This window comes from Thioalkalivibrio sp. HK1 (genome assembly GCA_000583135.1).
Lineage (GTDB): Bacteria > Pseudomonadota > Gammaproteobacteria > HK1 > HK1 > HK1.
In genome coordinates, this window is the sequence record JFBG01000039.1 from 1 (window position 1) to 21551 (window position 21551).

At 50.8% G+C, this 21551-nt stretch carries 15 protein-coding genes and 1 pseudogene; 1 reads left to right on the plus strand and 15 read right to left on the minus strand.

The features are described from left to right. The 4 genes from BF99_RS0111050 to BF99_RS22950 form a co-directional block, all read right to left on the minus strand. Positions 1–1752: DUF1156 domain-containing protein (locus tag BF99_RS0111050; protein WP_231471373.1), on the minus strand; the 1752-nt coding region annotated here is incomplete at its 3' end. 9 nt (positions 1753–1761) lie between these two features. Further along, positions 1762–2040, minus strand: a complete 279-nt coding sequence (locus tag BF99_RS23425; protein ID WP_025770905.1) for a DUF3883 domain-containing protein — start codon at positions 2038–2040, stop codon at positions 1762–1764. Further along, positions 1956–2462, minus strand: coding sequence for a hypothetical protein (locus BF99_RS23430; RefSeq protein WP_197019113.1), 507 nt, complete (start codon positions 2460–2462; stop codon positions 1956–1958). Before BF99_RS23430 ends, BF99_RS23425 begins: the two co-directional genes overlap by 85 nt. Beyond that, on the minus strand, positions 2459–2599 hold the full coding sequence (locus BF99_RS22950; RefSeq protein WP_156013276.1) for a hypothetical protein: 141 nt from the start codon (positions 2597–2599) through the stop codon (positions 2459–2461). The genes BF99_RS23430 and BF99_RS22950 overlap by 4 nt, the downstream gene beginning before the upstream one ends. A 458-nt stretch (positions 2600–3057) precedes the next feature. Here BF99_RS22950 and BF99_RS0111070 point away from each other — a divergent pair, with 458 nt between their 5' ends. Next, the gene (locus BF99_RS0111070) at positions 3058–3402 is read left to right on the plus strand and encodes a hypothetical protein (RefSeq protein ID WP_025770907.1); all 345 of its coding nucleotides are present in this window, start codon (positions 3058–3060) and stop codon (positions 3400–3402) included. 36 nt (positions 3403–3438) lie between these two features. Here the strand turns inward: BF99_RS0111070 and BF99_RS0111075 are convergent, their stop codons facing one another. From BF99_RS0111075 to BF99_RS0111160, 11 genes and pseudogenes are all read right to left on the minus strand, one after another. Next, the gene (locus tag BF99_RS0111075; protein ID WP_025770908.1) at positions 3439–3864 is read right to left on the minus strand and encodes a hypothetical protein; all 426 of its coding nucleotides are present in this window, start codon (positions 3862–3864) and stop codon (positions 3439–3441) included. Between the two features lie 296 nt (positions 3865–4160). Then, positions 4161–5254, minus strand: a pseudogene (locus BF99_RS24005) (IS3-like element ISMtsp5 family transposase); the annotation flags it as partial. 455 nt (positions 5255–5709) lie between these two features. Next, positions 5710–9351 carry a helicase-related protein gene (locus BF99_RS0111100; RefSeq protein ID WP_025770909.1) on the minus strand — a complete coding sequence of 1214 codons (3642 nt, stop codon included), beginning with the start codon at positions 9349–9351 and terminating at the stop codon, positions 5710–5712. Between the two features lie 395 nt (positions 9352–9746). Next, entirely contained in the window at positions 9747–11279 is a 1533-nt protein-coding gene (locus BF99_RS0111110) for an ABC transporter permease (RefSeq protein ID WP_025770910.1), read from the minus strand. After that, on the minus strand, positions 11276–12370 hold the full coding sequence (locus tag BF99_RS0111115) for a quaternary amine ABC transporter ATP-binding protein (RefSeq protein ID WP_025770911.1): 1095 nt from the start codon (positions 12368–12370) through the stop codon (positions 11276–11278). The genes BF99_RS0111110 and BF99_RS0111115 overlap by 4 nt, the downstream gene beginning before the upstream one ends. Before the next feature lie 125 nt (positions 12371–12495). Beyond that, entirely contained in the window at positions 12496–13461 is a 966-nt protein-coding gene (locus BF99_RS0111120; protein WP_025770912.1) for a glycine betaine ABC transporter substrate-binding protein, read from the minus strand. Positions 13462–15063: 1602 nt separating this feature from the next. Then, on the minus strand, positions 15064–15681 hold the full coding sequence (locus BF99_RS22520) for a DUF4276 family protein (RefSeq protein ID WP_081759232.1): 618 nt from the start codon (positions 15679–15681) through the stop codon (positions 15064–15066). After that, on the minus strand, positions 15674–17035 hold the full coding sequence (locus BF99_RS0111145) for an AAA family ATPase (protein ID WP_025770914.1): 1362 nt from the start codon (positions 17033–17035) through the stop codon (positions 15674–15676). The genes BF99_RS22520 and BF99_RS0111145 overlap by 8 nt, the downstream gene beginning before the upstream one ends. A gap of 80 nt (positions 17036–17115) precedes the next feature. After that, entirely contained in the window at positions 17116–18006 is an 891-nt protein-coding gene (locus BF99_RS0111150) for a DNA-methyltransferase (RefSeq protein WP_051482883.1), read from the minus strand. A gap of 391 nt (positions 18007–18397) precedes the next feature. Further along, entirely contained in the window at positions 18398–20023 is a 1626-nt protein-coding gene (locus tag BF99_RS0111155) for a hypothetical protein (protein WP_156013279.1), read from the minus strand. 156 nt (positions 20024–20179) lie between these two features. Continuing rightward, a complete protein-coding gene (locus tag BF99_RS0111160; RefSeq protein WP_025770917.1) occupies positions 20180–21373 on the minus strand; it encodes an NAD(P)H-dependent flavin oxidoreductase in 1194 nt (397 codons plus the stop codon). Positions 21374–21551 lie beyond the last annotated feature (178 nt).

The window sequence follows — 21551 nt, forward strand, 5'->3', positions numbered from 1 at the left end:
AATCTCTTTACTACTTTTTGCAATTATCTTTGCTGTTGGAACGATACCCCCGATGACATCATTCAAAATACCTACTTCAGAAAAATCCCAAACCATCGGGATGGCCTGCTTACCGAAAATTCCAGCGGTTTTCTGATAGCCCACTTGCCAACGAGTGCACGCATTGGAAGAGCTAACGCAACGATCAAAAGTAAACGCAAGGTAAATACCTATTGCCTCGGCATATGCCTTTCCACCGACACCACCCTCTCGTAGCGATTTTTCATCATTTATAATATTTGCCGATAGAGCATCTCTATTAATTTGCTCATTTACTTCACCAATCAAATCCGAAAATGTCGTCAACGCCAGTAACTGTCGTGAAGTGAAGAGCTCGTTCCAACAAGAGATTCCATAACCGCGCAAATCACTAAATTTACTACCCATCTCCTCTTCCGGCTGCCATTTCGGTTTCGCTTCAAAGGCCGCTTTTTCATGCATCTGAATCGGATCCAAATAGATACGGCCGGGATTTCCATCAACTACGATAGCCATCAATTTCATCCCCGATCGCTTCGCCTTGAACTCACCACGAATATATTCACTTTCAATTGGTACTCCGGAAATCAAGCACCGGAATTTCGCCCTTCCGATCTTAGTTCCTGCTTTCTTACTCTCCATATCAATGGGTTTACCGATCTTTACTGTAAAGCGATAACGATCACCCTCAATCATCGGCTTGATATAGGCTTCCTTCCCTATCGCAGTCGAAAGCATAAAATTGGAAGCCAAGGGCACATCGACATCGGAAAGCGCTGGATTGGGGCTTTTGACTGTGCGCACCCAAAGCCAAGAGATCACAGGAAGTTCCTGTCCCTTATAGAATTCCAGATCTGGCCTCTCTTCAACCATATCGGCACTGATCTGGATCTTCGGATAATAGTGACCGATGCGCTTTTCCATCTCATCCCGTATCCATCGACTGTAGTAAACTATATCCTCGGCGATCCCATCCATCCCTTTCCATTCGCGATCAACTAGATTCTTATCCGCTCTGGAAACCCGATTAATCGGAGGACGATTCGCGAACTTCGGAGGAATCTCAATCATCGCCTTATTGATCAACACTGCGACTGGATTCAAGTCTCCAGCATGGCTCTCCAAACCTAGGCGAGAAGCTTCCAGCGGCAGGGTGCCACCACCAGCAAAAGGATCGTGGAAGGCGGGCAGTTTTTCGGGATCGAAAATCTCTTTCGCCCGTAGATGATCCTTATTGTCTGCGCATGTTCGCCGCCAAGTATGCCAAATTTCTTCCTGCGCCTCCTCTATAGCCTCATCAGAATCAGCGTTTTTCCGAAGAATCATCTTTTTGATGATACCGAAGAGCCGTTCCCGTTCAATTTCTGCGATAACCTTTTTCAATGTCGGCTTTTCAAAACTTTGAACGGATATGATTTCCTCATTCTCATCTGGATCCTCATTCCGTTGTTCAAAACCCTCCAACCTCTTCTTCAGTTCATATTCCGCCGCGAATTTTTTATCTTTATCCGCCAATAGCTCATCCGTGTACTCGGAAGGGTCGTCCACCAACTGAGAGAAGAGCACCGCTCGTGCAGCACACATCGGACGTCGAGCCCACCAATGGTGCAATCCCCGAGGGTGCGGACTAGCCCCAGATGCCTTTTCTTGCACGGAAGCGTCATTAATCGCATCCAAAGGCAGCGCAACCTCGATCAGTTTCTTTCTCGTATGCATATCCGCAGGGGTCTTCAATGTGAGTGACTATGAGGGTGGCTGCGCCTGCAGCTTCGCGGTGCTGTAACTGACGCTCGACGCTTCGAAATCCAAATCCTTCCGGTAGAGACGGCGCACATAGTGCACCTCGTGATCGCCATTTTCAAAGAACTCGACGATGCTCAAAATGTACGCAATGGGCTTGTCGAGCGAGCAGAGAATCTCGCTGCGAGCCACGGTAATCATGGGCGCCCCGCTAACCCGCCCCCTGACCTTGATGAACCTGAGCCGACCGTCGGGTGTCCTACTCTCGATATCGTAGCCCAATTTCTCGCATTCTCGATCAAATGGCTCAAAACCGAGGCTTTTTCCGCTTCCATCGTGATCCTTTGAGCTCGAACCGCCAACGCTTGGGTGTCCGGGCACGATGCGGGGATCATCTCGGAGCCTTGCAGATCGCGCAGCAGCCCTTTCGGGATCACGAGCCCCCCCAAGACGACCGACGTCAGCGCCGTTATCCGCTCTTGGAGCTCCAATTCACGCAGCCTCGCCCTTATTCTCTCCTGCAAAACCTCGGCACGACGACGAGCCATCGCAGCGTTGAGCCTTGTCCCCTTGCTCTCGATACCCATCTGCTCGTTGAAACCAAGATCGGCAGCCCGCCGATCCCGATGGCTGTTCTCCTTCGCCAAGCGATCCTTAACCTCGAATCGGGTCTTGTCGATCAGGCGTTGCCTCGAATCCCTCACTTCCCTGACGTGCCCGGGGCAATCCTCTCGATCACATACTCCTTCACCTTATTCTCCAAATCGCCGTCGATCCAAGCGCACTTCGGGCTATCGAGGATCGATTCGATATCGGAATCACCCTCGTCGGGGTCTCTCAACGGTCGGTAATCCAGATAAGGTGCATATTGCAAGCGGCGAGCGTTTCACTCTTCGTCGATCTCGACACAGAGCATGCGCCGGGAAACGGGACGCGAGCCACCTCCGCCGACGCAATCACCATCGCAAACGGTATGTTCAAGATAAAAGAGCAGGTTCCCCGCCCTACGGTTATTTGAAACAATGATTAAGACTTGATTCAACACTTGGTTTTATGGGATAACGCAGGTGTCTCATGGCAAATCGTAGGAGAGGGCAACAACCCCGAAAGGCGGGTTCTCCGAGGTGAAGGCCGCCGATGTCAGCCGTTGGCACGAGGCGCTTTTCAATGGGGCCGAGTGTGCTTTGTCGGCAGTCTGGAATCCTTGTTGGGTTCGACCGTCATGGACAACGAACTGCAGCGAGAGAAGATCGAGAGGATGGAGACGGCTCGCCCTTTTGTGCAAAGGAGGTCGAGGCAATGAGCGCCGTCATCTCTTTCCTTCACGAAAAAACTCACGGCGTTTCGCGGGTCTGTCGGGTGTGGGAAGTCAACCGCTCCGGCGTGTATCGTCATTTGGATGCGGCCAAACTCGGTCGTCCGCAGGCCCGCAAGCGGGGGCCGATTGGCGCGATGCCCGATGAGGCTTTGACCGATGCCATCGAACAGGTCGTCAAGGACAGGTCCGTTCCGCGAGGCGAGGGGCATTGCAAATTGCACGCGCGCCTGCGATACAAGGACATCCTCACGGCGCGAGTGCGGGTTCTACGGCTGATGCGTGGAACAACGGATGGCTCGCCAGTCCTGTCGGGAATTGACCCGTGACCTGCGCGCTCATGACGGAGCCATCATCCCCTTCGATCAATCCGATGAAGGCTTTTCGAGCCTCTTCACGATCGCCAGCACCTCGCCCATCTGCCCTGCGAGGGTACTGACGTCGGCTCGAAGGGTATCGACGTCGGCTCGAAGGGTATCGACGTCAGCTCGAAGGGTATCGACATCGGCTCGAAGACCTCGGAAGTCCTCCCGGAGCGCGACGATCTCATAGCGAATGGCGATCTGCTCTTCCTTGACGTCCGACATATCCTCCGTCAACCGGGCGATGCCCCCCTCGTTCGCCTGAACTTTCGAAACGTAGAAGCCTATCGCCCAAGCCGCATATATCCCCCCGCCAATCAGACCAAAGGTCAAAGCGAAGAAAACGAGGGAAAGAAAGCCGGGGCGGGCGACCTCCCACCATCCGGCAATCAAACCGAAGACCGAATCTTTCGAAGACTTGAAAGTCATTGCCGAGCCCTCCGCTCCTTGCCGCGATCCACGAAGACTCTTCGAAGCCCCTTTCGAAGGAGGTCGGACGCCCGCGCCCCCTCATTCTTCGCAAGCGAGTTCATAGCCGCCCTCTCTTCCTTTTCTGAAACCCGAATCGAAGCGTTCAAAGACGAACCTCATATTAAGAAGAAGTCTAGCGCACCAGAGGTTATTGAGACAACTTTCGCAGGTCAGGCGACGATCGGGATTCCTCCCGTCTCGTCGCGTATGAACCGGCTCGGCGAGCGATGCCCATGGCGCTCGATAATCCATTATTCGTTGTACACGGCCTTGAATCGCCGGAGGGCTCGTTGCAAGCCCTCGATACACGAGCAGGTTTTCAGCCAGAGCAGGTTTTCCTTAGGTCTGCGGATGAATCGCTCGGCGCAGCCGTTGCCTTACGTTAGCAACCGAAGGACGGCGATGAGTCGATTCCCCATCAGCGAATCTCATCTTAGAAGGCGCAGCTGGCATACTGCGACCCGTTGTCGTAGCGGATGGGCAAGGCCCACAGCGATGTCCTTGCCGATGCCCCCGAAGCGCACTCTCACTCCTTGGCGGATGGGCTCCAACGCTTCAAAGCGCATGCCTCGCTCGGGCCATGTGCAGCCCAATGCGCTTCGCCGAGAGATGGTTGATGGCCACGAAGACGGCAACCAATCTTTCCGGTAACTCGAAAGCAGTCGTCGTCATATCGGTGCCCCACATCTCATTGACTTATCGGCGGGGATGATGGTTCCGTCATGAGACCGCGGGCCCCCGACAGGACTTGGCGAGCGGCCCATTATTCCACGCATGAGCCACAAGACCCGCTCCGGCGATGTGCGAATACCCTTGTATCGCAGGCGCGCGTGCACCTTGCTCGCCATGGAACGGGCTGTCCTTGATGACCTGTTCGATGGCTTCGGTCATTGGCGCATCGGGCAGATCGCCGTGTGGCCCCGGCCTTTGGCGAGGACGACCGGCCTTGGCTACATTCAGATGGCGATACACCCCTGAGCGGCTGATCTTCCACGCCCGGCACACCCGCAACAGGCCGTAAGCTTTCTTCGTGAAGGAAAGAGATGACGACGCTCATTGCCTCGACCTCCTCTGCACAAAAGGACGCCCGCCTCCATCCTCTCGATCTTCTCGCGCAGCGACTCATTGTCCATGGTGTTCGAACCCGATAAAGATTCCAGTCTGCTGACCTTCTTGGTCGAAAGAATCCGAGTTTTTCTCTTTCGAAAGCACACTCGGCCTATTCAAAGAACGACTCGTACCAGCAACTGACATCGGCGGCCGTCACCTCGAAACTCCGGGCGACCAGATCCATAGGCTCACCTCGAATCACTCGCACAGTGGCCTCGATCTTGCGCACCATCATCATTCTCAATTTCCGAGAAACGCTCCCTTTTTGGCCGTCGACCTCTCATACGATTTGCCATGAGATATCTGTGTTATCCCATAAAATCAGGTGTTGGATCAAGTCTTAATCATTGTCTCAAATAACCCTAGGGCATGAGATGACGACGATCTAACGTCAAGACGACAAGTCGATAGCGCCTCTATACCCGCTACCCGGATTCTATCGATAGATCATGATTTCGATAGATTATCAAAACGCTCGATATCTCGTAGATACGCTACTTTCGCTGCCGAATCTAACCGTCAAACCTTTCAATAGTTCCACATAAGAAAGACTTAATATAGAGCGGCCATTATCGCCTATCTTCTGCTAAATGAATTTTCTTGCGTCAAAACCTCGTTAATCACATTGAGCAACAATACAACTCCAATCAGTTTTTTTCATATACATATCGAATAGTAGATGAAATATGAGATTTATGAGGGCGGCTGCGCTCGCTTCAATAGCTTTGCAATATTGTAGTTGACACTCGTCACATCAAAATCTGCCTCCTTTCGAAAAGGGTTATATAAGTAATGCACGTTATGATCGCCGTTTTCGAAAAACTCGACGATACTCAGGATATAATTCTCTGGATTATTGAGCGAATATAGGATTTCGTTACGAGTCACGGTAATCGTGGGCGCCCCATTGATTCGCCCTTTGACCTCGATTAATCTGAGTCGACCATCTGGCATTCTGCTCTCGATATCATAACCCAATTTCTCCGTTTCCCTATCAACTGGTGAATTACCAAGTCCTCTTTCGACCTCCATCGTGATTTCCCGAGCCTTGGCTGCCGAAGTTTGGGTATCAGAGTGCAATCGATCATGTCCTGACACACTACCTCTCAATTCATTTAGTAACCCTTGCGAGATCACCAGAGCACAGCCCAATACGACTGGTGATGAAGGAACCATTCTCTCTTGAAGACTCAGCTGACAAAGTCTATTCTCCATCCGCTTGCTAAGATCCTCAGATTTACGACGAGAATGGTTTGCAAGTCTTCTGTACATATTTGCGAATTCTTTGGATTTAGGGTGATCAGTTCGAGATATCCATGTGTTGGCCGAGTCATCATTTTGATTAGCTTCCAGATTATAATAATTGATTTCCTTGGTTAACCGGTCTTTGACTGCATCTCTAATTTTTTTGACTCGGCTCTGCGTAGATTTCCTAATTTCTTTCAAATGTTCTGGAGTAATTTTTTCAATTACATAATCTCTCGCATTTTTTTCTATATTGGAATCAAAAATCCAAGCACATTGTTCACTTTCAATAATCATAGCAGGAATCGGATCAGAATCAGATTTATTATCTGTTTTCAAAGGGCGATAATCCAGATATGGTGCATATTCCAAACGATGAAATTTTCGGTCTTCATTCATTTCGATATAAAACATGCGTTTAGAAGCAATACGCTGTCCACCCTTATCATTAGAAGTAGCATCTCTAATTTCTTGCCCAAAATAAAAAAGGATGCGAGATTTTTTTCTTATATCTCCCTCGTCAACCAATACTGCGCCTCTTTTTAGAAGATCTGGATTCTGATCAAGTGTCAAGGCAACCACTGCATCCAAGAGAGAATGACCAGGACAAATAAATTCAGCAGATACGTCATCTGGCATCAGATTTCTTTCGAAGACAATATACTTATAATTCGACGATATAGAACCTCCTCGACCTATACTTTCGTTATAATCCCGAATAGATATCGGTATACTTTTTATTTCATAACGATTCGATTCATACGGTCGAATTTGGCCACCAAGTCGCCTGAAGGCTTCATAAAAAAAAGATTCAATATAGTACGGTTGTAGTTTTTTTGCCTGTGCTCGCTCCATATCCTGCCCGATCTTTTGAATTTGTATGTCACTCATCTCAGATGTCAATGCATGCTCTTCTATTAGATTTTTCAAACGCTCCGAATTCAGCTCACTGTCGATCGCAGTGTGAGAGCGTACCTGAACATCTTCTCGATCACCATCGGAGCGAACTGCCTCTATAATAAAATCGCGTAGAGATTTTCCATCGAAACGCAGCTTGCCTAGAACATCAAAAATTTTACCTCCACTCTTTCCTAGTGTTTTTCGAATTTGATCGATTTTTTCAAGCAGCCTTTGATAGACATCCCCTTCGCGAGTTCCCTGCGCCACCAAATTCCAAAGGTAACAGACTTCTGTCTGTCCGATACGATGAATACGACCAAAACGCTGTTCCAGTCGATTTGGGTTCCAAGGCAAATCATAGTTGACCATCAGATGAGCACTCTGAAGATTGACACCCTCTCCGGCAGCGTCCGTGGCTAATAGAATTCTCACTTCAGGATCATGCCTGAATCTTTCTTGGTTTTTAGTGCGATCCTCCTGTTTTATGCCACCATGAATAACAACTGTCGTCTCAGGACGCCCTAATAAATCATTAATGCGTAGATTTAGATAATTGAGCGTGTCACGATGTTCGGTAAAAATAACCAATTTCTCTTGCTTCAGAAAATTCGAATTGATATTTTTTCGATCTTGACGAACATTATTTGACTTTGATGATTCATTCGTAGCCAATATTTTTTTATTAAATATCTCTGCAATTAAATTCGCAAGTTCTAACCATTTCTTATCCTCTCCATCATCCTTAACTTTACGTGCCAACTTTTCTAACGACTTCAAAATTTCGATCTCTTTTTGGAGATCTTCAATTGTGCGAGCAGCTGTAGCACGATCAAGTATCTCTCCTTCAATTCCTTCGTGTTCGATCTCAGAGACATCTTCCCAATCATTGATAAATTTTTCATCTGACTGAGAATCGTTAATATATCTTGTAGATTCATAATCATATTTGCTACGATTTTGTTTTTCAATTTCTTCGTTCAAGCGATCTTCCAAGCGCTCGCATCGTCTTTGCAAAGATCGATGGATGGCTTCCGGAGATGATGCAAGGCGACGCTGCAAAATAGTCAAAGCAAATCCGATGGTACCGACTCTTTTGTCTTTTCCAAGCGCATCTGCCCGATTGAATTCTTCGCGCACATAAGCAGTGACTTTTTCGTAAAGAAGAGATTCTTTTTTCGAAAGTTTAAAAGGAAGAGTACACGCAATTCGCTCAGGAAAAAGCGGGGTACCGTCAAATTTAATAAGATCTTCCTTGACCATGCGTCGCATAAGATCAGATACATCGGTTTGATGGAATTCGGCGCGATAGCGACCTTGGAAGCGATCACCATCAAGCAATGCCATAAAGGCCTGAAAGTCTTCCTCCTTACCATTATGTGGAGTTGCAGTCATCAATAGAAAATGACGCGTCAGCGTAGATAGCAATTTACCCAACTGATAGCGCTTAGTATACTTAATCTCATCTCCGGAATATGTTGCTGACATTCTATGTGCTTCATCACAGACGATTAGATCCCAATGAAAATCAGGCGATTTCAATCTTTCCTGTAAGAGGTCATTACGCGAAAACTGATCAAGACGGGCAATCACGAGATTATGCTTAGCAAACCAATTATCAAAGAGAGCGGAACTAAGTTGCTCTTTAGTAGGAATTTCAAAATTCAACTGAAAGCGATTTATGAGTTCATCTTGCCATTGCTCGGCAAGAGTACCGGGGCAAACCACCAGACAACGTTTCACATCACTGCGAGCCATCAATTCCTTGATCAGCAAACCAGCCATGATAGTTTTTCCCGCTCCGGGGTCATCTGCCAGTAGAAAGCGCAATGGCTGACGCGGCAGCATCGATTCATAAACTGCAGTAATCTGGTGTGGCAAAGGATCAATGTTAGAGCTATGTATCGCCAATAGCGGATCAAAAAAATGAGCATGACGAATTCTCATAGCCTCTGAAACGAGTCGAAAAAGAGCGCCGTCCCCTTCAAAATTCAAAAATCGATCAGGCTTTATAACATCTAATATTTCCTCATCTTCACGATACAAAAGACGAATGTCAGGTTTTCCTTCTGGTAGCTTATAAGTCAATTCCAGCGCATCAGAGCCAGACCACTCCACCCTAATCACTGTGACCAATACATCCGGAAGAATGCCGCGCACTACAATTCCTTGCTTTAGATCTTCCAATTTCATCTAGAGATCCTCATTATTTAAGGGCTTAGCCCCGTTGATGATCCGAAAAATTACCACGCATAGACTACCATATTTTTTGATCACAATCAAATCTCCTTCTATTACTATCACGGAAACCAATGGGGGCTTACATGGCAACGAATCAAAATAGGTAGTGAGGGATATTCCGGTTGGTTTTCGAACCTATCGACGGTCACTCCTAGGTGCTTGCGATGGTCACATCGGCGGCGCGGAAACAACCATCCCTTACACTTCGTAACGCTCTTTGCCCGAAGGGATGGTTATCAATAGAGATTTCACTCGTTGTATCACTCGATCGATAAGGGGAATCATTCGAGGCTTCTTCCGAATTCGAACATGAGCGGGATATCTTTTGGACGCTTGGATGTTATGGGCTACTTACGCGCCCCCTGAACGATGCGATCCAAAATCATCGCGCAGAACAGGATCGAAAAGCCTGCCAAGATGCCCTGTCCCACGTTGGCGTATTGCAGGGCTTCGAGCACGTCCTCGCCCAAGCCCTTGGCGCCGATCAAGGATGCGACCACCACCATGGCGAGGGAGAGCATGATGGTTTGGTTGATGCCGGCGCGGATCGAGGGGGCGGCGAGCGGTAGGTCGACTCGGGTGAGCAAATACCATTTGCCGGCGCCGAAGGAGATGGCGGCTTCGCGCACGCTTTCGGGCACGCCGCGCAGGCCGAGGACGGTCAGGCGCACTACCGGGGTGCCGCCGAAGATCATGGTGGTGACCACCGCCGCCGGTTTGCCGGTGCCGAAAAAGGCGATGACGGGGATCATGAATACGAAGGCGGGCATGGTCTGCATGAAATCCATGATCGGCTGGATCACGGCGTAAAGCCGAGGTCTGCGGGCGCAAAACATGCCAAGGGGGATGCCGATGGCAATCGATAAACAAGCCGCGGTGCCGAGCAAGGCCAAGGTGGTCATGGCTTTGACCCAAAATCCGAGCAATCCCATATAGGCCAAGAAGGCGCCGGTGAAGATGGCGGTGCGCACGCCGGCGGATAACCAAGTGAGCAGGACGATGAAGGTTGCGATCACGATCCACGGCGTTTGCACGAAGGTCAATTCCAAGGCATCGAGGATCAGGCGAATGCCGAGGGTGATCATGTCGAAGAGGGTTTCGCCGTGCTTGACGGCGGCTTCGAAAAAACTCTCCACCCCGGCGATGCTGACAAGCCGAATGTCCGGGTCGGTGGGGAATACCGAGAGCAGGTCGAACTGTCCGGGATAGCTGTAATTGAGCGTGGCGGCGCCGACGATCAAGATCATGAATACCGCGCTGACCACGATCTGCTGCACCGGAAGGCCCGATGGGACGCCGGGATCCGACAGCCATTGGGAGAAGCGGGCTTCGAGGGCGGTGTTGGCCACGACCGCCTGAACGAGTTTGATCAGCAATAGCAGCACCAGACCCGATAGCGCAATCCAGATCGCTTGGTCTTCCAATCGTTGGGCTTCGGCTCTTATCCCTCCGATCGCCCCTTCGAGGGAATCGACGGCGCGCTGATAGACCGCCACTTTCTCGGAGCCGCTTTCGATCGCCGCCTCGAGTTGCCGGCGGCGCAAGTCGAGCGTGCCTTCGATGGATGCGATCCGCGTGCGCGCATCCGCCGCCAAATCGCCGAAGAGTCCGCGCGCCAGATAGACGAAGGCGACGGTCTCGACGACCAAGAACGGCAACGCCCACTTCCATAATCCACGCGCCCCGAACCAGATGGGGCCGAAGAGTCCGGCAGCCCAGTTGAAGGTCGGGTGGAAACCTGCTTTGTCGCCGATCTCTTCGAACGAGGAGGCATACCACTTCGGATTCGTGCGCACGAATTCCTCGACCCGTGCTCTTCGATCCAAGCGATCTCGGCTTGCAGGTGCCGGTGTTTCGCTTTGTTCGCTTTGTCCGGTCATGACACTTCGGTGCCTTCGATCACGGTTTTGAGGATATCGCCGCGGGTGATATGCCCGATCATCCGGTCATCCTCCATGACCGCGATGGGGGCGTCGTTCTCGATCGCAAGGTTGATCAGCGTGCTCAGCGGGGCGTCGGCGGGCACGCGTTGCGCATCGTCCGGCGGCACGGCAGCGGCGGCGACGCCGGGATCGTCCTTTAGCGGCTGCATCACCGCCCGGGCACGAACCACCTTGAGCCTTGAGATGCCGGCGACGAAGTCCGCGACATAGTCGTCCGCAGGGTGCATGACGATATCCTCGGCCGCCCCGGTCTGCACCACCCGCCCGTCCCGCATGATCGCGATGCGATGACCGACACGCACGGCCTCGTCGAGATCGTGCGTGATGAAAATGGTCGTCTTCTTCAATATCTTCGAAAGCCGGACGAACTCGTCTTGCAGCTGCCGCCGAATCAAGGGATCGAGCGCACTGAAAGGCTCGTCCATCAGCAACACGTCCGGGTCCGCAGCCAGAGCACGCGCAAGACCGACACGCTGCTGCATCCCTCCTGAGAGTTCGTGGGCGAATTTATTGCCCCAAGCCCCCAGCTCGACGACCTCGAGGATCTCCCCGGCCTTGCGCAGCCGTTCGTTCTTCGGGATGTTGCGGATTTCAAGCGGCATCGCGACATTGTCCAACACCGACCGGTGCGGCAAGAGTGCGAAGTTTTGAAACACCATGCCGATCTTTTGATTGCGGAATCGCTGCAGCGACTTGCCGCCGAGCCCCATGATATCGGTGCCCTCGATCAAGATCTTGCCCGCCGTGGGCTCGAGTAGCCGGTTGATATGGCGCACCAAGGTGGACTTGCCGCTGCCGGACAAACCCATCACGCAGAAGATCTCTCCGCGCCGCACTTGCATGCTGACATCGGCGACACCGACGACCGCGTTGTACTCGGCGAGCACCGCGGCCTTCGACAGGCCACGTTCCAAGATGGCCTGCAATGCGACCTTCGCGTTATCCCCGAAGATTTTCCAGACACCGGAGATGTCGACGACGACATCCTCGACGGATCCGGTCGCACCGCCCGTTCGCGCATCGGACATGGCGTTTCCCGTATCGGATAACGGCACCGCGAGCGGCGATGCCGTTATCCGCCTTGGGCCTTTGACTGACTCACCGGCCGAGACTGGCCAACCCAGTCAAGCCGGCCGACTCGTCCGCCTCGATCCTACAAACCGAGCCAGCCGTCGACACGCTCGGAGTTGGCCTCGACCCACTCCTTCGCGACATCCGCCGGATCGCGGCCATTGCCCGATATCTCGAAGGCGAAGTTGCTGACATCGTCCGCGGTCAGCGCAAAGCCTTGGAGAAACTCGAAGATGGCGGGCGAGCGATCCGCAAGGGAGTTCGACCATGCGATCTGCACGTTCTTGAGCGCGTCCTTGGTGGCGACCATCGACTTTTCGAACCAATCGGCCGAATCCGAGGGCTGCACCATGACGTATTTCGCCGGATCGTAAGTGGGCTCCGTGAGCATCTTCACATCGAACATGTACCAAATCGCGTGCGGCTTGTAGCAGTAGAACGCATAGCCCTCGTTCTTGGCGATGGAGTCCTTGACCCGCGCGGTCTTCACGCTCTCCTCGGCCCGCACCGGCTCGATGAAATCCATCAGCCCGTAATCGCGCACCTTGACCTCGTTGACATTGGCCGAAGCCCATCCCGGAGCCCCGATCCACATCTCCCCCTTGCCGTTGCCGTCGCTATCCATTTTCATGGCGACATCGGGGCGGCCGAGATCGGCGATATCGGTGATGTCATTGGCCTGACCGAATTGCTTGGAGACGCAAAAGCCCTGATTCCCTTCGTAGGAATTTTTGGACAGACTCACCGTGCCCGCACCGTCGACATATTTCTTGGTGAAACTCTCTTGGTTGGGCAACCAGACATCGGGATGCACATCGATATCGCCTTTGCCTTGGTCCATCGCCTGAAAAATCGTGGCGTTGGTACCAGGAACCAGCTCCGCCGTCCCCCCGATACGCGATTCGACCACCACCTTGAGCAAATTGGCGATGGCCTGCGCCCCGGTCCAAGACGGCACCCCGATACGAACGGTTTCACTGGCCACCGCTTGGCCCGCAGCCAAAGCCGTGACCAAGGCGAGCGAGAGCGTTCTCAACGTGTGTTTCATTCCTTTCCTCCTCACAAGGTTTATCCGAGTGCCGCAATCACGCGGCTTGTTGTTGTTATCCACCAAACGACTCGATGGGTGGGCGCCTAAGTGCCAAGGTAGGCGAAAAGCACCTCGGGCGGGTCTTCCATCGGCACCGAAAACAGGCCGACCGGCCAAGGAACCATCGCCCGACTCGGGCACCTGACAGCCCTTGCCACCACTACCGACCCGATCATACCCCGGCAAGGGTACACCGGATCGAGCGGAAACGAGCACTTCGAAGGCTCTCGGGCAAGCCGGGGTGCGAGGCCGGGGCCAGTGGAAACCGACTCATGGTTCATACTCTCTCACGACGAAAGCCTCTCTTGGGGTACCTTGAAACCGACCGCGGAGACGATATGCGAACGGATCAAAGAACATCCCTTGGCGGCGAAGCGATCAGAAAAACACCCGGCGAAACATCGAGCCAAAGGGCACCGATTTCTCGGTGAAGGCTCTCGTCAATGATTGGGTGAATCGATCACCGAAATCGTTTCCGAGAAATTTCGACTCCGAACACGAAACAACATCGCGCTTCGTCGATGGATCATCGTCCCCCTTGCCCGATCGACCCATGGCATCAACGAGATCGAGTGCTGTCAATATCGACAGAGGAGAATTCATAATCTGCACACTATCTCAAGAATAGATATAAAAAATCATCATTTTCAATGATCACAAATACTCCTCTCATCGATCGCTTACTAATTCCTTTTGTGCTGCCATCCATTAATCTCTATTGACAATTTCGACAATCATTTCTCTGACACACATGACCATTCTTTCACTCTTCTTAATAGTTCAGTATCGAGCAAAAGTCAGCGCTCGACATGACGACGATCACTTTGAGTACCCGTAAGATTGGCCGCCGTCTTCACGGCTATCGACCATCTCTCGGCGAACTGCTTCGGGCTGCACGTGGCCTGAGCGAGGCACGCGCATCAAAGCGTTGGAACCCATCCACCTAGGGAGTGAGAGATCGCTTCAGAGACATCGGCAAAGACATCGCTATGGGCCTTGCCCATCCGCCACAACGATGGGTCGCAGTCTGTCAGCCGCGCCTCCCAAGACGAGATCGGTTGGTTGGTAATCGGACTCGTCGCCATCCTTCATTCACTAACGTAAGGCAACGGCTATGCCGAACGATTCATCCGCATATCTAAGTAAAACCTGTTCTGGCTGGAAACGTGCTCATGCATCAAGGACTTTCAACGAACCATCTGGCGATTCAAAAATTTGTACAACAAAAGATGGGTGATCGAAAGTCATGGGCATCGCTCGCCGATCCAGTTCATACGCGACGAGACGGGAAGAATCCCGATCATCGCCTGACCTGGGAAGTTGTCTCAATAATCCTAGAGCGCTAAACCGTCCAGATTTTCAGCCATTTCTTTTGCTTTGTTATCGCTTCCGGTATCAGGTAGCAAGGTAGCGATCGATGCCACATAGGGCACCGCCAAAGAATGGCATAACGGCCGAGTATGAAGGGGTGAAGAATGCCCTTTATGATTGATCTTCTCATACACAAAATGGATCGATGCATATTTCAGAAAGTAGCGACATCGATTAAACATTTATCAGTCATCGAAAATCTCCTTGAAATTCTCTGCGAAGATCATCGAGAAATCGTTTCAAAGAATCATCGGCTCTCGCCGCCCGATTCAAATTCATTTCCGATACGATTTTACTCGCATGTTCGATACCGGCGATACTCGGATCCGCCTCAGCTTCGATGTATGCGCCACTCAACAGCTTCTTATAAAAATCACGCTCGCATTTTTTCTCGGGGGCATCAAACCCTCTTTCGAACACTTTTTTGAAGGCTGCACTATCAAGCAGCAGCCAACGCTCTATATGAGGATCAGGAATCGCACAAACAACTGGCGGAACAGTATTTTTGACGATGGAAATCTCCTTGGAGCGCTGATTATACCCCTTGCAATTCGCATCCGTGACAACTACCACCAAATCTGGCGATATCGCTTGCTCTCTCACATTACGAAGATATTGTTTCGCTTCGTTCACCACTCTACCATATCCTCCATAAGTACTACGCCATTCTGTCTTAACCTTGACATTCTTCTCCATCGAGATACGCCAGATCAACCCTTCGATCACTACTTGGTGGTATCGATCTTCTCCGAAAGCGGAGATTAGTTTGGAAGATTCAGGCGATTTAGGCTCCTTGATCCTAGCCATTGAAATCTCCCCGCAATATCCTTTCCGAAACCCTGAGGGATTCGGAGTCATCCTCATCTACATTATCATCTCTGTCAACGGATGGCAGATCATCAGAGAACCAGCGACCGAGTGAGCCGAAAGCGGAATATGGCTCTATCCGAGTACCTTCATCGCCCTTGGTGACAACAAAAAGCGATTTTTTCGGCACGCAGTCCACGAATATCGGCGAATGAGTGGCAATGATATATTGGGAACGCTCCGTAAAAATCGCCCGAGTCTTGAGCAAGTCGGCTACGAGTTGAATGCGACTCGGATGAATCCCATTTTCCGGCTCTTCCAGCCCGACCAAGGAAGGTGGTTGTTCCGCTCCTCCAATAGCAAGCAGTGCCAGCATCCGCAAAGTACCTTCCGAGAGAATTCGATTTGAAATCGACACGCCATCCTTCACAAGATTCAATTCGACATCTCCATGATTATCGAGATAAACTTCGATACCTTCGACTTCCGGAAGTAAAAATTTCAAACTTCTTTCTATGGCACCGAAATGACGCGGCGATTGCCCTTTCAGGGTATACAGATAGGCAGGTAGATTTTCACCCATAGCACCGATATTCCACGCAGGCTTGAGTGGATCGGGAGTACGCATACGCTCTAGGGGTTCGAAGTGGAAAAAATTCCAGCTCGCAATCTCCTGCCTCGCCGCCGTCAAATATGGATATAGCGGTGGATAATGGGGTTGCGAAAGAGCGCTTTGATCGAATCTAATGCTCTTCACCATCATCGTATTCGGCTCTTCCTTGGTTACTATAAGTCGACCATCATTCGATTTTTTTCTAGTGAAGATGAAAGTATTCTTGAAATCACCTCTACCACCTAATGGCTTACCCTCGGCATCAAGGGCCACCAACCGCTCATCTGCCAACTGCAATCTAGCGGAATTCGGCAATACTTCGACTTCGATACGATATCGTAAATCCCGCTTTTCGACAATATTTTGTACCTTCTTTGCATCCCTAGGCTTATCGAGTTCGGATGGCTGCGTCATATCTCTGATTTGCTTGTTGGTTGCATCGACAACAAAATCAGAGAGCGTAAAATCCGCCTCGATGCTGAAAGAGGCCGATTCTTGATTCCGCACTCCCTTCAATCCCTCTCGAGGGTAAGAAAAGGATTCGAGCACCTTGCCGCGATAGGGAGGATAGAAGGCATGCCTGATTGTAGGGCCGATGGCGACCATCGAAAGGAGCCGCAGTGCATCCAGAAAATTGCTTTTCCCGGCAGCATTCGGGCCAAAAAGAACCGTGAGCGGCTGCAACCGCACATCGACATCGCGCAGCGACTTGTAGCCCTTGATTCCGATGCGATTCAGCATTTCTCGTTCCTCAACCAGATACCTGACCCCGATCTGCCGGGATTCTACTCAAGATCGAACTCATTCGTACGATTTGCACTTCACCGTCTTCTCTTCGCTTTCTCTACAACCGGATTATAGTGCGCCAAGCGCTTTTTCATGATACGGATCGCCACCGGATTCTCATCGATGAGGGTGCAGTTTCTGCCATGCTTGGCCGCTGCTTCGCCGAAGGTTCCGCTGCCGGCGAAGAAATCCAGCAACCGGTCGCCGGGGCGGGAATGCACTTTGACGATGCGTTCCAACAATCCGATGGGTTTTTGCGTCGGATAGGCGGTTCTTTCTCGAGAATTGGTGGGGACGATGGTATGCCACCATACATCCGTCGGGGTCTTCCCTCTCCTCGCTTTTTCCGCTCCCACAAGGCCCGGTGCCATATAGGGGATGCGATCCATCGCTTCGTAGTTGAAGGTGTAGCGTTTGGGATCTTTGGCATACCACAGGATATTGTCATGTTTGGCTGGCCAGCGACGCTTCGAACGACCACCGTAATCGTAAGACCAGATGATCTCGTTCATGAAAGACGAGCGTCCGAAAATCTGGTCCAGCAGCACCTTGCAATAATGCACCTCTTTGGAGTCGATATGAAAGAACAACGAACCGTCATCTCGTAGCGTCCGATAAGCCTCGCATAATCTCGGTTCCAAAAAATCCAGATATCGATCACCGAAGGCATCCGAATAGCAGGCCTCGCTCAAGTTGACGGTACGATAACGTTGGCCTTGGAAGCCGATGCGATCACCATCCTCGTCTTTAATAGTACGGATTCTGACTCGTTTTTGATCCTTGCCCGTATTGAACGGAGGGTCAATGTAGATCAACGCGATGGAAAGATCCGCAACGGAGGGTAGAACCACCAAATTGTCGCCGTGAATGATGCGCAAATCGTTACTGGCACTGGGTTTCGCTGCCGAAAAATTCTGCTTGGACATATCAATGGCTCCCAATTATAGGATTAGACAAAAGCGTTATTTCTCTTCTATCATCCTATCGGAATTGAAATATGGCTCTTTGAAATCTCTTTTCAATTTTCGACGAGAGATAGAATCTCTTATTAAAAATTCTCTCTAAAAGTGCAGCAATTATTTTTCATGACTATTCGATTTTTCAAATACCATCAAGTTAATATGCCGGAATTCGAAATATAGTATCTGTTAAAAAGTCTCTAGCGATTGATCGATTTTACTTAGAGTCTTGGAGGTATTTCATAAATTCAGTCATTCAATTTTATAAAATATCCGAGATGACCTGCTTGAATCGTCTCTGATTGAGTGATTGACTATCACATGATATAGTTTTCTCAAGGTGAATTTTCAATATGATTCAATTTTTTCGCTTCCTCCGCTTAGGCAATGGAAGATGCTTTCCGCAATGACCGATAGCAATTACTTTCTTTTCTCCATCCCAATAAAAATGAGTTCGTACTGTTTTCTTCTCGTCTGATGAAACTCCTATTTTCAGATGACGAAACATTTCTTCCATCCTTCCATCATACTCAAAAATTCTTGCTCTTTTAAATTTTTTATTTTCCATAACTGTTTCGGACTCCATAGCCGCATAATCATCTCCAAAAATATCTTTAGCTTGACTATCACCACCACCATTGATCAAAGATTCTCGATATTTTGTTACTAACAATATCAACTGCCTGAGAAGAACTCTTCCTTCTTCAAAAGTGGACTTTCTAGCACTCTTCTTAGCAGTTTCTAAAACATCACATTTATTTCCATAAATTTTCTCAATAATCTCCAAACAATTTAATGCTGTTAGATTTTCCTGACATAGAAAATCGATTAAGAAATCTATATTTTCATCATTTTTCTCACTTTTCAGTCTATTTTCCAAGTGTTCAATAGTATTATTTTTTTGATAATTTTTCTCTTTCAAGTCATTGATTTCATCATTTAATTTATCTATTTGATTATTTAATTCGTCTACTTCCTTAGATTTATCCTCTGCTATCTCAAGCCACATATCTTTCTCATGTGTATTTTTCTTTCTCTCTTCCTCATATTTACCAGCAGTTATTTTAGCAGATTTCAATAATAATTCTTCTGAGCGTTGATGCATCGATCGCTGAGCGATTTTCTCGGGACGAATTCTAAGTCTATAGTAGAATCTATTTGTCTCGCGGGTCACCAAAGACAGGATTTCGGATGCACGATCATCTTGCCTATCACCCCAGCTATTTATATTATCCGCTGAATAACGCAAGGGGCGAAGTTTTCTAAACTTATTAGGTGTGTACAGTATATTAACCGCACCCGCATATGTTGAAAATTCACGTAGTATCTCTTTCATTTCATCAAGATTGAAATTAGAAGTTACTCTTACCACTTGCGCAAGTTCAATGAGTTTATTTTGAAGGTAGTCCGCATCCAATAAATATTCACCTTCATCTGTTGGGCTTACAAGTACGATGGGATATCTTCTGTCTTCTTTCTCTATATCAGCAAGCAATGCTCTATAGGAATCAGAACCTTCACCGATCTGTTTCGTTTTATAGACAGGTATGGATTTTTCCGAAAATCTAGCATCATCCGCCTTCTTGATATTTTCGACGACATACTGAACCACTCTTGGCCGGGAAACAGAGGGAGGATCCACTCTGGCACTCATTTCCTCTGTTTGAACGACAAAGGAAATATCGAGTTTTTCACTTCCCGACTCGACGCCGATTTCGGTGATCCACTGTCGATCTCGGTCATCCTTGTCGGGATGCTTCAATACCCATGCGTAATATTCGATCGCGCCTTCTGATGCGGTATAGATACGAAGCGTGGAGGGTGTGCCATCTCGCTTGTTACCGTCATGCTTCCCTTCGGACTTCAACTTTGCCAGATGCAGACCACGTCCCATCTGCTCCTTCAGCCAACCTCCCACCGCTCGAAAGATGGCATCCGGCGCTCCCGAGCCTTCCAATGTTAGATGGTTGGCATAAACCAGCATCGGTGATACTCCTTTGGGCTTCCCGAGTAAGAAAAGACGAGAGATTCGGCGGCATTGGTCGGGTGCCGAATCCGATCTCTCCGCCTAACGATCATTGAGGTCAATATCATACCCCGAATGCCCAACTTCTTGGCCATGTGATTTCTTGTCGGTATGTTACTCGAGGACTTCGTTCGCAAGCCTTCCCAGTCGGGAGAGAGCGTCTTCGGCCAAGGCGCGGGTGAGGGTGGCGGCGCTGATCGGGGGATTTCGTGATTCCCCACGGATCGTCCGCTCGCTCGCTTTTTCGCTCGTCGATGATGCGTAGCGTCTTGACAGCGGGAGGGCTTGTCCTGACCATAGCGGGGTGAAATCGCTCGATCCGGTGGTTTCGGCGGCGGTGCGTAGGGGGGCGATGGCGCCGGCGGCGGTCGGGAATGGTGGGGCGTCGGGGGAAATCGGGCCGATTTCTTGCATGATGCGGTTGATAAGGCCTCGGGCGGGGCGGCCGCTGAAGAGGTTGGTGAGGGCGGTTTGGTCGTCGCGGGAAACTTCGATGGCGGCGCGATGGAGGTCGCCGATGATGGATTCGGATGCGAGCAGGTAGGCGCTTCCGATTTGCACGCCCGAGGCTCCGAGTGCGAATGCGGCGGCGATGCCTCTTCCGTCGGCGATCCCGCCGGCGGCGATGACCGGGACTTCGACGGCATCGACCACTTGGGGAACGAGGGCCATGACGCCCGGCTGCGCTTCCACCATGCTCCCTAGGAAAACTCCGCGATGGCCACCCGCTTCTTGTCCTTGGGCGATGATGGCATCGCAGCCGTGTTCGGCGAGGTGGCGCGCTTCCTCGACGGTGGTGGCGCTGGCCAGCACTTTGCAGCCGGCCGCCTTCACCCTTCCTAATAGCCTCGGGGCCGGCAATCCGAAGTGGAAACTGATGATCTGGGGGCGGCAATCCTCGACGACTTCGCACATCGCATCGTCGAAGGGAGCGCGGTTGACTTGGGGGAGGTCTTTATCGGGATCGATCCCGAACTCGGAGTAATAAGGGGCGAGGAGAGACCTCCAGCGTCGCTCATGCTCGGGATCGATGGCGGGAGGGGTGTGGCAAAAGAAATTCATGTTGACCGGCTTTTGCGTTCGCCGGCGAATGAGCCGATATTCGCTGCGGGCGCGATCCGGGGTCAACATGGCGCAGGGCAGCGAACCGAGTCCGCCCGCCTCGCTGACGGCGGCGGCCATCGCCGCATCGTTGGCTCCGGCCATCGGGGCTTGGATGATCGGCACCGCGATCGAGAGGAGATCGATCAATCGGCGATCCGGCCAACGAGACTGATCTTCGGGGGGTGCCGTTTGCGGGGTGTTCATGGATGTTCGCGGTTTTTCAAGATGCGATGGTTCGAAAGGACGGGGGTGTCGGTCGATCGGGATCCAATGTGGCAGGCGGATTGGCCCTGATGTCGCCGATCGCGGTATCCGGCTGCACAGCCCATATTACCTAGCCCGATATATCGACGATATGCCCAACCCCCTCGCGAAAGGCAAG